The organism is Alcanivorax sp. HI0044, assembly GCF_001634945.1.
Genome location: NZ_LWEZ01000886.1, coordinates 1 through 12,088, shown reverse-complemented (window position 1 = coordinate 12,088; position 12,088 = coordinate 1). Strand labels below are relative to the sequence as shown.

Annotated in this window: 14 protein-coding genes; 11 read left to right on the top strand and 3 right to left on the bottom strand. The window is 56.3% G+C overall.

Features of this window, described 5'->3' with window-relative positions:
• From A3730_RS10570 to gcvPB, 5 genes are all read left to right on the top strand, one after another.
• The coding region (locus tag A3730_RS10570; protein ID WP_063538035.1) for an Ig-like domain-containing protein at window positions 1-2,027 on the top strand (2,027 nt) is incomplete at its 5' end.
• A gap of 136 nt (window positions 2,028-2,163) precedes the next feature.
• A complete protein-coding gene (gene gcvT / locus A3730_RS10565; protein WP_063519505.1) occupies window positions 2,164-3,243 on the top strand; it encodes a glycine cleavage system aminomethyltransferase GcvT in 1,080 nt (359 codons plus the stop codon).
• Window positions 3,244-3,415: 172 nt separating this feature from the next.
• Entirely contained in the window at window positions 3,416-3,802 is a 387-nt protein-coding gene (gene gcvH / locus A3730_RS10560; RefSeq protein WP_063519506.1) for a glycine cleavage system protein GcvH, read from the top strand.
• A gap of 150 nt (window positions 3,803-3,952) precedes the next feature.
• Window positions 3,953-5,311, top strand: a complete 1,359-nt coding sequence (gene gcvPA, locus A3730_RS10555; RefSeq protein ID WP_063519507.1) for an aminomethyl-transferring glycine dehydrogenase subunit GcvPA — start codon at window positions 3,953-3,955, stop codon at window positions 5,309-5,311.
• The gene (gene gcvPB / locus A3730_RS10550) at window positions 5,308-6,774 is read left to right on the top strand and encodes an aminomethyl-transferring glycine dehydrogenase subunit GcvPB (protein WP_063519508.1); all 1,467 of its coding nucleotides are present in this window, start codon (window positions 5,308-5,310) and stop codon (window positions 6,772-6,774) included. Before gcvPA ends, gcvPB begins: the two co-directional genes overlap by 4 nt.
• Window positions 6,775-6,906: 132 nt before the next feature.
• On the opposite strand, the gene A3730_RS10545 is transcribed toward gcvPB, so the two are convergent.
• A complete protein-coding gene (locus A3730_RS10545) occupies window positions 6,907-7,881 on the bottom strand; it encodes an integron integrase (RefSeq protein WP_063519509.1) in 975 nt (324 codons plus the stop codon).
• A gap of 710 nt (window positions 7,882-8,591) precedes the next feature.
• Between A3730_RS10545 and A3730_RS10535 the strand changes: the two genes are divergently transcribed.
• From A3730_RS10535 to A3730_RS10520, 4 genes are all read left to right on the top strand, one after another.
• Entirely contained in the window at window positions 8,592-8,954 is a 363-nt protein-coding gene (locus A3730_RS10535) for a hypothetical protein (protein ID WP_063519081.1), read from the top strand.
• Window positions 8,955-9,038: 84 nt separating this feature from the next.
• Window positions 9,039-9,311, top strand: a complete 273-nt coding sequence (locus A3730_RS10530; protein ID WP_063519511.1) for a hypothetical protein — start codon at window positions 9,039-9,041, stop codon at window positions 9,309-9,311.
• 100 nt (window positions 9,312-9,411) lie between these two features.
• Window positions 9,412-9,828, top strand: a complete 417-nt coding sequence (locus A3730_RS10525; RefSeq protein ID WP_063519512.1) for an MAPEG family protein — start codon at window positions 9,412-9,414, stop codon at window positions 9,826-9,828.
• Window positions 9,829-9,935: 107 nt separating this feature from the next.
• The gene (locus A3730_RS10520) at window positions 9,936-10,295 is read left to right on the top strand and encodes a hypothetical protein (RefSeq protein WP_063519513.1); all 360 of its coding nucleotides are present in this window, start codon (window positions 9,936-9,938) and stop codon (window positions 10,293-10,295) included.
• 119 nt (window positions 10,296-10,414) lie between these two features.
• On the opposite strand, the gene A3730_RS10515 is transcribed toward A3730_RS10520, so the two are convergent.
• On the bottom strand, window positions 10,415-10,711 hold the full coding sequence (locus A3730_RS10515) for a type II toxin-antitoxin system RelE/ParE family toxin (protein WP_063519514.1): 297 nt from the start codon (window positions 10,709-10,711) through the stop codon (window positions 10,415-10,417).
• Window positions 10,711-10,950, bottom strand: a complete 240-nt coding sequence (locus A3730_RS10510; protein WP_012140687.1) for a type II toxin-antitoxin system ParD family antitoxin — start codon at window positions 10,948-10,950, stop codon at window positions 10,711-10,713. Before A3730_RS10510 ends, A3730_RS10515 begins: the two co-directional genes overlap by 1 nt.
• 127 nt (window positions 10,951-11,077) lie before the next feature.
• On the opposite strand from A3730_RS10510, the gene A3730_RS10505 reads away from it, so the two are divergent.
• Both A3730_RS10505 and A3730_RS10500 read left to right on the top strand, forming a co-directional pair.
• Window positions 11,078-11,455, top strand: coding sequence for a VOC family protein (locus tag A3730_RS10505; RefSeq protein WP_063519515.1), 378 nt, complete (start codon window positions 11,078-11,080; stop codon window positions 11,453-11,455).
• Between the two features lie 127 nt (window positions 11,456-11,582).
• Entirely contained in the window at window positions 11,583-11,885 is a 303-nt protein-coding gene (locus A3730_RS10500) for a hypothetical protein (RefSeq protein WP_197468601.1), read from the top strand.
• The last annotated feature ends 203 nt before the right edge of the window (window positions 11,886-12,088 follow it).

The window sequence follows — 12,088 nt, the reverse complement described above, 5'->3', positions numbered from 1 at the left end:
ACCCGGATGCCACGCCGCTGCGTATCAGCAAGGGCTCGCTGCTTAGCGGGGAGCCACTGGAAGTACTGATTGGCGGCCAGCTGCCGGCGGGGTTTGATTCCGGTGATGTCACTGTCAGCTTCCTGTCCGATGCCTCCGGCTATTTGTCGCCGGCACCGTACAGTGCGGCCCCGGAAGCGCCACGGCGGGTGCAGCTGACCCTGGATCTGGCCTTCTCCACGGCTGACTCCCGCGCCAACGGCGCCTTCACCCAGACGCTGTTGCAGGTCGAGTTGGTGGGGCGCGCCATTGTTGAAAACGGGCGCATGGTGATTGACGCTATCGGGGTGATTGAGCCGGAAGTGCTGGGCATCGAAACCGCCTACGGCGTGCTCAGCTTCCACATGGAATCCTACGCCGACCAGGTTAATGCACCGGAACCGGAGGTGGATATCACTGGCCCCAGCCTGCAAAGCTGGCAGCCCGGTGATTACGCCGACCGTTTCCGCCCTGGCGACCCGGTGGTGTTGAACTTCGATGAAACTCCGAACCAGGACACCATCATCCCGGGCACCACCGTGAGCCTCACCGAACAGGGGGCCCAGGTGCCCTTCCAGTGGCGTCTCGACGGTGCGTCCCTGGTGCTGACACCGGACGATCCGCTGGCCTTCGGCAGCGACTATCAGGTGGCGTTTACCGATGGCGTGCAGGACCTGAGCGGCAACCCGGCAAACCCGGAAACCCTCGATTTCACCATGGTGGATGCCACCACCAACAGCCCGCGCACGCCCTACACCACCACGGTGTACCCCGGATATGGCTGCGCCATTGATCCCGGCAGCGAAGACCTGGGCAACGGTATTCAGGGTGAGTGCGCCAGTGCCTACCAGGATCAGGCCGGTGATCTGCTGCCGGTGCCCACCATGCCCGCCAACCGTGCCATCGAAGTGCAGTTCTCCCGCAACATGGCGGCCGACAGCATGGTGCTGGGCAGCACCTGCGGACAAGGCAGTGTACGGGTAGAGAAAATCGACACCGCCGGCAACTGCCTGGAAGCGGTGCCCGCTCACCTGAGCATGGAGGCCCGCAAACTGACCATTACCCCGCAACAGCCCTGGGAAGACGGCACGCTTTACCGCTATGTGCTGGCGTCCCACGAGCAGGCCGGTTGTGCCGGTGAGGTGATTTGTTCGCAAGATGACATGCCGCTGCAGACCGCCCAGTTACTGGGGCCGGATGCGGACAAGGGTGGGCCGGATATGGCGATTGCCTTCACTGGCGCCGCGGCCACCGACAATGTGCTGCTGCCGCTGCGCAACCTGCCCAAGGCCGATGTGAATGCCAACTTCCTGCTCGACGACAGCGAAACCAAGGCCCAGGAAGTGCCACCGGGCAGCGGCCAGTATCCCACCCCGACCAATGCCGCCAAGCTGGCGGTGCTGGACACCGGCGGGATCGCCACGGCGGCAAATATTGGCTGCAATATCAACGACACCTGCCCGGCGGATAAATTCACCTATCTCAACGGCGGTATCAACGCGGATATTGTGGGCTGGAACGACGCTGAGCAGGCGGTAGAGGTAACGCTGTACCCGCCTGTGTTGATGACAACCAACACCGACGTCTACGCACAGATTGCCGGCCTGGTCAGCCCGAACGTGCCCACCGAGCCGTTGGTCATGCGTGCCCGTTATGCCGACGATGGCAGCGGCAATCGCACCCAGCCGCTAACCGGCTGGATCCGCTATGACGCCGCTGAAGACCAGCTGATGTTCGATACCACGCTGGACCTGTTGCTCGACGCCCCGGAAATGGAAGCGCCGTTGGGGCTGCCGTTCAACCTGCACAGCTACCCGCTGGATGATCTCCAGTTGTCCGGTCCGGTGGATTTCCTCCCCGATGGCCGTCTGGTCATTGGCTTGCTGAGCCTGGCGGAGCAGAACATCGACGTGCGTATTGGTGGGGCCCTGGCCACCATCGACCTGCAGATCCCGGCGGGTGGGGTGAACCTTACCTTCCAGAGCGGGTCCATCAAGAAACCGCAGTAACGCCACCGTCCCTGACGGTGATAGTCAAGCCGGCCTGCGGGCCGGCTTTTTTGTGGATACGGATTCCCGGCCCAGCCTATGCCGCCCGGCCCCGTGTCGATATAATTCCCCACTCACTCGTTCCATGGTGCTTTTTATGGCTCACCGCACAGCTTTATACGACGCCCATCTCGCTGCTGGCGGCAAGATGGTGGACTTCGGCGGCTGGGATATGCCGATCAATTATGGCTCCCAGATCGAAGAGCATCACGCCGTGCGTCAAAATGCCGGCGTGTTCGATGTCTCCCACATGACCGTGGTGGATATTGCCGGCGCCGGTGCCCGTGATTACCTGCGCCAGCTGCTGGCCAACGACGTGGACCGCATTGATCCGGGCCGCGCCCTGTACACCGGCATGCTTAACGACAATGGCGGCGTGATCGACGACCTTATCGTCTATAAACAGGACAATGGCTACCGACTGGTGGTAAATTGCGCGACCCGTGAGACCGACCTGGACTGGATGGAAAAGCAGGCCGGCGGTTTTGCCGTGGATATTCACGAGCGCCCGGAACTGGCCATGCTGGCGATTCAGGGGCCGAAGGCCCGCGAGATCCTTGCCGGCCTGCTCAGCGGCGCCCGTGCCGAGGCGGTCAGCAGCCTGAAAATTTTTGCCTTCGCGCAGGACGGTGACTGGATGATCGCCCGCACCGGCTACACCGGCGAAGACGGCGTGGAAATCATGCTGCCCAACGCGGATGCCGTGACCCTGTGGGGCCAGTTGCTGGCCGCCGGCGTTGCCCCCATCGGCCTGGGTGCCCGTGACACCCTGCGCCTGGAAGCGGGGTTGAACCTTTACGGCAACGACATGGACAACACCATCACGCCGTGGGAAGCCAACATGGGCTGGACGGTGATGCTCAACGACCGCGAATTCATCGGTCGCCAGCCACTGCTCAACCAGCAGGAAAACGGCCACGCCGAGCAGGTGGGCCTGATCCTGGAAGGCAAGGGCGTGTTGCGCGCCCACCAGAAAGTACTGATGCCCAATGGCGAAGAAGGGGAAATCACCAGCGGTACCTTCTCGCCCACACTGGGCAAATCCATCGCCCTGGCGCGGTTGCCGGCAGGGGCGACCGGCAAGGTGGATGTGGAGATCCGCAACAAGCGCCAGGTCGCCCAGGTGGTCAAGCCGCCGTTCGTGCGTAATGGCGAGGTCGTGTACAAAGAGCTGTAAGTTCCACAACGGTAATCGAAACCTGCTGTAGGAGCTTGCTTGTAAGCGAACCTGCTCGCGGTACCCTCGGGGGAATTCGCTTGCAAGCAAGCTCCTGCGAAAACACATTTACTATTTCAGCGTGCATGCGTGAAGCGTGTCGCGTGCAAGCGACTCTTAACAGGAGAAAACAATGAGCGAGATTCCAGCCGAGCTGCGTTATGCCGCCAGCCACGAATGGGCCAAGGTAGAAGACGGTGTTGCCACCGTTGGTATCAGTGACCACGCTCAGGATGCCATGGGCGATCTGGTCTATGTGGAACTGCCGGAAGTGGGCCAGGTGGTAGCCGCCGGTGATGAAACCGGTGTGGTGGAATCCGTGAAAGCGGCCTCCGACATTTACAGCCCGGTGTCCGGTGAAATCGTTGAGATCAACGAAGCACTGGAAGATGAGCCGGAACTGGTCAACAACGTTCCCTATGAAGGCGGCTGGTTGTTCAAAGTGCAGCTGACCGACGAAGGCGAGCTGGACAACCTGCTCACCGCCGACCAGTACCAGGCGCAGATCGATAGCGAATAACGGCGTAGCCGTTTTCGCAGCCGGATGCCAGACGCCGGACGCACGACGCTTTGGGTTCTCGCTTAGCGTCAGGCGTTCGGCGTCAAGCGTCAGGCCGGTGTCAGAATACCGTGGCCTGACAGCCAACACCCAAACCATCAGGTAGCCCCAATGCCCTACATCCCCCATACCCCCGATGACGTTCGTGCCATGCTCGTCGCCATTGGCGCCGACAGCATCGAAGATTTGTTCGATGAGATTCCTGCGCACCTGAAAGCCGCTGGCAAGCTGGATGCCTTGCCTGAAGGCCTGAGCGAAATGGAAGTGACCCGCCTGATGAGCGAGCGCGCCGCCCAGGACGCTGGCGCGGTGAGCTTTATCGGGGCCGGTGCCTACCAGCACCACATTCCGGCGGCGGTATGGGAGATTGCGACTCGCGGTGAGTTCTACACGGCTTACACCCCGTACCAAGCAGAGGCCAGCCAGGGCACCCTGCAGGTGATCTACGAATTCCAGACTCTGATGACTCGCCTCACCGGCATGGACGTGAGCAACGCTTCCGTCTATGACGGCGCCTCCGGCCTGGCCGAAGCCGTGCTGATGAGCCTGCGTGCCAACCGCAAGAGCAAGTCCCGCAAGGTGCTGGTCCCCACCGCCTTGAACCCGCGCTACACCAGCGCCACCCGCGCCATCGTGGAAAACCAGGACGTGGCACTGGAGATGGTGGAATTCGATGCCGCCGGCGGCCAGACCCCACTGGAGATGCTCAAGCCCTATGAGGGTGAAGATTTTGCCGCACTGGTGATCAGCCAGCCCAACTTCTTTGGTTCGCTGGAAGACGTGGATGCGCTCACCGATTGGGCCCATGCCAACAAGATGCTGGTTATCGGTGTGGTGAACCCGACCTCTCTCGCGCTGCTGACGCCTCCCGGTGAATGGGGCACAGAAGGTGCGGATATCGTTGTGGGTGAAGGGCAGCCGCTGGGTGTGCCGTTGTCCTCCGGTGGCCCGTACTTCGGCTTCATGTGCTGCAAGCAAAAACACGTTCGGCAAATGCCGGGCCGTATCATCGGCCGCACCGTGGATATGGAAGGCAAGCAGGGTTTCACCCTGACATTGCAGGCCCGCGAACAACACATCCGCCGCTCCAAGGCCACCAGTAACATCTGTACCAACCAGGGCCTGGCCATGACGGCGGCGACCATTTATACCTCCCTGCTGGGGCCGGATGGCCTCGGCAATGTGGCGGCCCACTGCCATGCCAACACCCAGGCACTGGCCGACAAGCTCACCGCCATCGACGGTGTAGAGCGTGCCTTCACCGCGCCCACCTTCCACGAGGTGGTGCTGACTTTACCCAAGCCGGCGGATCAGGTGCTGGCGGCGCTGGCCGAGAAAGACGTGCTGGGCGGTGTGAGCCTGGCGAAAGACTACGACATGGCCAGCGCGATTTTGGTGAACGCCACCGAAGTGCACAGCGAAGGTGATCTGGATTTGTTTGCAGCGGCGCTGAAGGAGGTGCTGGCATGAGCGAGACACAACTGATTTTCCAACTGTCTCACCCGGGCCGTAGCGCCACTTCCCAAGCGCCCAAGGCGCTGGCGGAGGACAAGTTGTCCGCCATTCCTGCGCACCTGCGCCGCAAGGAAAAACCGGGGCTGCCGGAAGTGTCCGAGATGCAGGTGGTGCGCCACTACACCAACCTTTCAGCCAAGAACTTCGCCATCGACAAACAGTTCTATCCGCTGGGCTCGTGCACCATGAAGTACAATCCCCGTGGAGCCAACCGTGCCGCCATGCTGCCGGGCTTTTTGAACCGCCACCCGCTGGCGCCGGAAAGCCACAGCCAGGGTTTCCTCAGCTGCATGTTCGAACTGCAGAACTTCTTGAAAGAAGTCACCGGCATGAAGGGCGTATCCCTCGCCCCCATGGCCGGGGCCCAGGGTGAGTTTGCCGGCGTGGCCATGATCCGTGCCTACCACGATGCACGCGGCGACGATCAGCGTACTGAAATCCTGATCCCCAACGCCGCCCACGGCACTAACCCGGCCACCGCCGTCATGTGTGGCTACAAGGTCCGTGAAGTGCCGGTCGGCCCGGATGGCGACGTGGACCTGGAAGCGCTCAAGGCTGCCTGCGGTCCGCAGACCGCTGGCCTGATGATGACCAACCCGTCTACTTGTGGCGTGTTCGAACGGCAGATTGAAGACATCGCCAAAGCCGTCCACGAAGCCGGTGGACTGCTTTATTACGATGGCGCCAACCTGAATGCCATCCTCGGTAAAGTTCGTCCCGGTGACATGGGTTTCGACGTGATCCACATGAACCTGCACAAGACCTTCGCCACCCCCCATGGCGGCGGTGGTCCCGGTGCTGGCCCGGTGGGTGTCTCCGAGCGTCTGTTGCCTTACCTGCCCACCCCCATGGCCGGCCAGCGTGATGATGGCAGCTATCACTGGATCGACACCGACACTCTGGACACCAGCATCGGTCACCTCAGTGCCTTTATGGGTAACGCCGGGGTGCTGCTGCGTGCCTATTTCTACGCTCGTTCACTGGGCCGCGAAGGCATGATCCGCGTGGGCGAATTCTCCACCCTGGCCGCCAACTATCTGCTCAAGCGACTGGAAGCGGTGGGCTGCACCGCCGCCTACCCGGATCGTCGCGCCAGCCACGAGTTCATCCTCACTTTCGCAAAAGAAGCGAAAGAGCTGGGCGTCACCGCCATGGATATCGCCAAGCGCCTGCTGGACTACAACCAGCACGCACCCACCACCTACTTCCCGCTGCTGGTGCCGGAGTGCTTCCTTATCGAGCCCACCGAAACCGAAAGCAAGGAAGCGCTGGACGAATTCGTGGAGGCCATGGCCGCCATCCTGGAAGAAGCGCGCAACGAACCGGATAGGGTGAAAGAAGCACCCTTCACCCAGCCGGTGCGTCGCCTGGATGATGTGAAGGCGGCAAGGGAACTGGACCTGACCTGGAGCGAATAAGAGACGCAGCACGCAACACGCAACATGTCTGAAGCGATTAAAACCCGGCGAAAGCCGGGTTTTTTTATGCGTGAAGAGCGGTCGGACGTCTGAAGTCGGGAGTCGGAAGTATAAAACACAAAGCGGATCGCCTCAGCCCCGCCCAAGCGGGCTCATGACGCCAGCGAAGCCTTGGCCGAGCACGTGGGTATAAATCTGGGTGGTATTTAGATCACTATGGCCAAGCAACTCCTGGACCGTGCGAATATCGGTACCGTTGAGCAACAACTGTGTGGCAAAAGAGTGGCGGAAGGTATGGGAGGTCGCAGGCTTGTTGATCCCCGTATCACGAACGGCTTGGCGAACCGCCTTTTGAACAGCAGATACATGGATGTGATGACGTACCCAATTTCCCTCTCTGTCCTGACAAACGTTTGAGGATGGAAATATCCAGTGCCACTGAGAGGAAATATTGGCAAACGGGTATTTGCGCGACAGGGCAGCAGGCATGGAAACTGGTGTTCTTTTCTGGGCCGGTGTTTTATTAATTCTGCTTGTTGTTGCTTTGATAATCCTGTTCAAAACAGGAGATAGGGGGTCAGGCAGCAGCGTTGTGCGATCCTTTCCTCCCTTGCCGTCCCGGACAGTGATTGTCTTGTTGCTGAAATCAATGTCCTTAATGCGCAGCCGGGCAACTTCTGTCACGCGCATGCCGGAGCCGTAGATCAGAGAAATAATCAATCGGTGGGGGGGCGGCAAGAGTTCAATTACGGATAAAGCTTCAGAATGGGACAACACTACCGGGAGTTTGGCGGGGCGCTTGGCGCGACTGATGTTCTCCACCTCTCCCAGAGGCTGATGAATCACATGTCGATACAGGAAAACCAGAGCATTTAGCGCCTGATTTTGAGTGGCAGCAGCCACATTTCGGCTTGTTGCAAGCCAGGTTAGGAAGAGAGATACCTCTCGTTCGGCCATCTCGGCAGGATGGCGTAACTTGTGAAAGCGTATGAAATAGCGAATCCAGTACCAGTAGGTTTTCTCGGTACGATGACTGTAATGGCGCACCCTGATCGCCTCGCGAAACTGCTCACGAAGCCTGGGGCGGCCTGCACGCTCCTTGTGCATGGGCTGACTCCTGTAACTTAGCTGTACATATGGACAGCATTATTGAGTTAGAGAAATGAAGAAGTCAACATATTGAATAATGCGCTGGGAGGCTGGTTTGTAACTTGCTGACTTTTCTGGTTTTATCTTTCAATATGCAAATTGATAAACCGTGATATGAAGCCGGCGCGTTCATTGGATATTCGAGCCGGCTTCCTAATACCTGTTATATGCTCGCAGAGGGTAAACCTCAAACCTCGAGGAATTTAATTTGGAGATGATAATTACAATTGCGGGTACTGTGCTGACTGCTATCGGCACTGGTGTCACAGTTTGGCAGGCGTCGAAAGTTAAATCCTATAGGGATCAGATCGCTTTTGACCTCAGAAAGCTCCACTTGTCGGAAGTCGCGGAGTTGTTAAAGAGGGCGCAAGATGAAGGACGAAAACTTCTCTCTCAAGTGCAGCAGTTGAATCGTGGAAAAAGCATATTGACCATAACTGATGCGATTCAGTCATATATTGATAAGGCCGTAAATTTAATTCACTTAAACGGCCCGGACTCAGATCTAAGAACCCAAATCTTACAGTCTCAACAAAAATTACGACAGTTCCAGAACACTGAGGATGAGAACGAAAAGCGGCAGTGTGTGTCTGACATGCACACAATAATTCAAGACTCGATATCAATGTGTAGTGAGAGAGTGAATAGTTTGGAGTACGGAGACGAAAATGACTGACCTTGAAAGTGAGCTCAACAAAATCAAATTTCACATCAACCTAATTGGGGAAACGTTGGATTCTCGTGAAAATCCTATACCTAGCCTCGTGATTCATATGAACTGGGATGAATCTGACTTAGATTCAGCGCACGATATTTTTGAAAAATATGACAGCATGGTCGAGGCGGAGGAAGAGGTAAATTGGCAAGCTTTTGAAATGGAATTGAGAGATAGGTTTGGCATTGGGTATCAAACTGTAAAGAGCATAGTCTTGGCGTTTTTCCGAAACCACCAATGGACTGAGGTGTGTACTCTTTATGCTAAAGCTTACGAGTGTATGGAGTTTCATGAAATCACACGCCACAAAGATTAATGTCGCATATAACAATCGCAGGCAGCGCGACCCATTTTTCGCTGCGCTTCAAATGGTCGCCTGCTCCGGGCGTTAGGAGGGTATATGTATTTTGTGCTTCGAGTTATTCGAGGGTTTTGTGGTTTTGTATTTGCTTTGCAGGCTCTACATGTAGTCCAGTCGATAGTGTGGTTGCTTTCAAATGGAACCTCTGGTGTGGATATCGGGAAGTTCATGGCCCTTCTTTTGATTAAAGTTATTGTCCTCGCTATTTCCGGTGCTCTGTTCTTTGGTCTGCGGTGGCTGATTAATCGACTCCATTCAAAAATGAAGGGGTGTCCCCATCCATCATTAGCGGAGAAACGGTGGGCGTTATAGCTCCTAACAAGCGGTGGCAGGCGGATCAAATTTCCGCTCCTTCCTCGCTCCAATTTGCCCGCTGCACCGGGCGTTATGCACATAAAATTTGGAGTCACGGATGAGTTCTAGTCATATTTTTTGGCCTGTTCTGGCACAGGTCTTTCTGACCTTAGTGATGTTTATCATTCTTGGGGCAAGGAAAGCGGGCGCGGTGAAAGCCGGCAAGGTCAATCGACAACAAGCGGCTCTCGACAACCGAGTGTGGCCGGAAAATGTCGTCAAAGTTTCCAACAACATTGCCAATCAGTTTGAGATTCCGGTTCTTTTCTACGTTCTCTGTTTCGTTCTATATAGTATCAACGCTGCCGGATCTGTCGCAGTATTTCTGGCGTGGCTCTTCGTCGTGAGCAGGTACGCCCACGCATACGTGCATGTGACTTCAAACTATATACCAGTGAGGCTGCCACTCTTCATGACCGGAGCCTTGGTCTTGCTGGCTATGCTGGCTGTATCGGCCTGGAATTTGGCCGCATGACGCATGCTTGCATAACAAGTGCAGGCACGGCGACGCCTACTACATTGCGCCTTCGGCTCCATTCCGTAGGCGCGCATGCTGCAAGCGCTATGATCAATTAAAAATCAATGAAAGTGCCAAGAAAAAATAAACACTGGTTAGAAGAAATTACCGTTGCCATGGAAAATAATAGCTATGGCGGCGTGGTTGAAAAGCAATCTACAGAAACTTCTGAGGTGCTTAAGATTGCAATTTGTGCCACAAAAGATGCAGCAAAAAATCGAGGTATATCAAAAGCGTCGGTTATAGAAAATGTCATTTCAGAGATTGAAGAAATCGTCAGAGATGACATGAATCGGGATATGGAGCCGGAAGGCGTTTCTTTAGAGGTTCAGTATTTTCTTTCTTACTTAGACGCAAGTGTACTTTTCGGTGTGATCTCAGAGCGTAAGGCTGAGGAAATCATGAACCACTATACGGAGTCTTGAGGTCCATCAGCCTAACAAGCAGTGGCCAGCGCTACGCACCTTTTGTGTTACTCGCTGGCGCTCAAACATTAACACAAAATGCGCTCCGGGCTGGCTGCGCCGGCACTGGACGTTATGCCCTAAAGCAAATGCCCCTCAGGCAACATGCGTTTGTGTAGGATGCGGATAATTTCAACAATTCCCTCGGTGGCTAGACGATAAAATATGATGTGGCTCCCCTGAGGGTACTGTCGGTAGCCCGGACTTATCTCATCGCAAGCTTGCCCCAAGTTCGGATTATCGGCCAGAAGGTGGAAGCATTGGTCGAACTGGAGAAGATAGTGGTTTCGTTGATCCCGGCCCCATTCACGCTCCGTGTATAGGGCAATAGATTTGAGGTCAGCTTTGGCCTTCCTGGAAAGCCTGAAACTTGGCATCAGCGCCCTTCATTGTCCAGTTCACGAATAAACGAGTCATAGGAGTAGTCTTCGAAACCACTGTCCTCGCCTTCCTTGAGCAGTTTACGAAGTGTAGTCAGGCGGGTTTCAGACTCTTCAAGCAGGCGTAATGCGGCACGAACGACCTCGCTGGTTGAGCTGTATCGGCCATTTTTGAGCTGTTCTGCAATGAACGCATCAAAATGTTGGCCTAAAGTGATGCTGGTATTCTTTTGCATGATGCCACCTCGGTAGTACCAATAATTGGTATATTTTGGTCCAAGCGACATAGCAATGCAATCCACGCGACAAGCGCGTGAGCGCGTAGCGTTATGCCTGCAAGTAAACCCAAGAAAGGAATCACCGGTGTTCAAAGTAAAAGCAACCCAGCATGTGCTGGCAGTCAGGGATCTCGAAATCACGGAAAACTACTTTCTGGACAAGCTTGGATTTTCCGTCCGTTTTCGTGTGGACGGCTGGTCTTTTCTTAGCCTGGGCGGTTTTCATGTAATGGTAGGCCATTGCCCGGACGAAATGTCTGCCGGTGATACCAACGAGCATTCGTATTTCGCCTATGTGAATTGTGAGAGCATCGACGACCTTTACCAGGATTATCAAAAGCGTGGCGCTGATATTTTTCAGGAGATTGCAGATAAGCCCTGGGGATTGCGTGAGTTTGGTGTAGCCACACCGGATGGTCACCGGATCATGTTTGGTGAGGATATTGATCCAGGCGGGCCGTAAATCAGGTCGATACAACTTACGGGGCTGCACGCGTGGCCCCTCTTCTTCGTTTCAGTGAGCCCCCTCCTCGCTAGTCCCTCCGCCATTAATATGCTATCCAGAAGTCATTCAGAATGAGGATGAATGGATGCATTTTCTCAAGGCAACCTTGATTGGCGGGGTGGCGTTTCTTATCCCGGTTGTTGTGCTCATGGTGGTGTTTGGCAAGGCGTTTGATCTTATGTCGCGCCTGGCGGCGCCGGTGCAGCGCTTTGTGCCTCTGGAGTCGATTGGCGGGATTGCGGTGGCGGACCTGGTGACCGTTTTGGCGATGGTGCTGGTGTGCTTGCTCGCCGGCCTGTTTGCCATGAGCCGGGTGGCGCGGCGGTTTTACCATCGCCTGGATGCCCTGTTAATGCTGTTGCCCGGCTATGCCTCAAGGAGCCTCTGAATAACTCCTTGCATGCTCAGTCTTTCAGGCTGGTTCGCAATCTAGGCGCGCTTTTGAAGGTGTATGTCCATCCATCGAAAAAGTACAACAACGAGTGCGGGCCAGCCTGAAAGACCCGAAGGGCGCGGCCTGGAGCGCCCATCTGCTGCGCCTTGCCTCTCGGAAAGGGAACCACCCTGACCATCGAGACAAGACACAACAGC

What these genes read in the sequence shown, in the direction of transcription:
- gcvT (WP_063519505.1), top strand. Translation starts at nt 2,164, where the DNA reads ATGGCTCACCGCACAGCTTTATACGACGCCCATCTCGCTGCTGGCGGC.
- gcvH (WP_063519506.1), top strand. Translation starts at nt 3,416, where the DNA reads ATGAGCGAGATTCCAGCCGAGCTGCGTTATGCCGCCAGCCACGAATGG.
- gcvPA (WP_063519507.1), top strand. Translation starts at nt 3,953, where the DNA reads ATGCCCTACATCCCCCATACCCCCGATGACGTTCGTGCCATGCTCGTC.
- gcvPB (WP_063519508.1), top strand. Translation starts at nt 5,308, where the DNA reads ATGAGCGAGACACAACTGATTTTCCAACTGTCTCACCCGGGCCGTAGC.
- A3730_RS10545 (WP_063519509.1), bottom strand. Translation starts at nt 7,881, where the DNA reads ATGCACAAGGAGCGTGCAGGCCGCCCCAGGCTTCGTGAGCAGTTTCGC.
- A3730_RS10535 (WP_063519081.1), top strand. Translation starts at nt 8,592, where the DNA reads ATGACTGACCTTGAAAGTGAGCTCAACAAAATCAAATTTCACATCAAC.
- A3730_RS10530 (WP_063519511.1), top strand. Translation starts at nt 9,039, where the DNA reads ATGTATTTTGTGCTTCGAGTTATTCGAGGGTTTTGTGGTTTTGTATTT.
- A3730_RS10525 (WP_063519512.1), top strand. Translation starts at nt 9,412, where the DNA reads ATGAGTTCTAGTCATATTTTTTGGCCTGTTCTGGCACAGGTCTTTCTG.
- A3730_RS10520 (WP_063519513.1), top strand. Translation starts at nt 9,936, where the DNA reads ATGAAAGTGCCAAGAAAAAATAAACACTGGTTAGAAGAAATTACCGTT.
- A3730_RS10515 (WP_063519514.1), bottom strand. Translation starts at nt 10,711, where the DNA reads ATGCCAAGTTTCAGGCTTTCCAGGAAGGCCAAAGCTGACCTCAAATCT.
- A3730_RS10510 (WP_012140687.1), bottom strand. Translation starts at nt 10,950, where the DNA reads ATGCAAAAGAATACCAGCATCACTTTAGGCCAACATTTTGATGCGTTC.
- A3730_RS10500 (WP_197468601.1), top strand. Translation starts at nt 11,583, where the DNA reads ATGCATTTTCTCAAGGCAACCTTGATTGGCGGGGTGGCGTTTCTTATC.